Consider the following 548-nt stretch of genomic DNA (forward strand, 5'->3'; position numbering starts at 1 on the left):
ATGTGGCGGCTTGCGGTGCATCGCCCTTCTGGCCCGCGGTGAGCGTGAACCGCACGGGACATCCCAAACCCCGTACGGCCATATGTATCTTGGTGCTCAAGCCGCCGCGCGAGCGCCCGATCGCTTGATCTGCAGACCCCCTTTTTTCGCCCCGGCGGCGTGCTGATGCGCCCGGACGATGGTGGAATCCACGATCAGATATTCGAAGTCCGGATCCTCAGACATCGCCTCGAAGATGCGGCACCAGACACCCTTGCGGCTCCATCGACTGAAGCGCCGGAACACGCTGTTCCAATCCCCAAACGCCTCCGGAAGATCACGCCAGGGAGAGCCCGTACGCACGATCCAAAGCACCCCTTCCACGAACATCCGGTTGTCGCGTCCAGTCGAGCCCTTCTGGTCGGGCCGGCCGATGATCAGCGGCGCCATCCGCTCCCAGGCCGCGTCGCTCAACACCAAACGATCCATCACACCCAAGACTGCCTCCCAAAAGAAGCCTTGAATCTGATTTGCTCTCAAAAGGGAATCCTTAGAGTCCACACCACCTA

The 548-nt window shown here is 61.1% G+C and carries 1 pseudogene; it reads right to left on the minus strand.

Going from position 1 to position 548, the window contains the following annotated elements:
* Positions 1-477 (minus strand): annotated as a pseudogene (locus tag QMZ05_RS40925) (IS5 family transposase); the annotation flags it as partial.
* Between the last annotated feature and the right edge of the window lie 71 nt (positions 478-548).

Source organism: Bradyrhizobium sp. INPA03-11B (genome assembly GCF_040446015.1).
Taxonomy (GTDB): Bacteria; Pseudomonadota; Alphaproteobacteria; order Rhizobiales; family Xanthobacteraceae; genus Bradyrhizobium; species Bradyrhizobium macuxiense_A.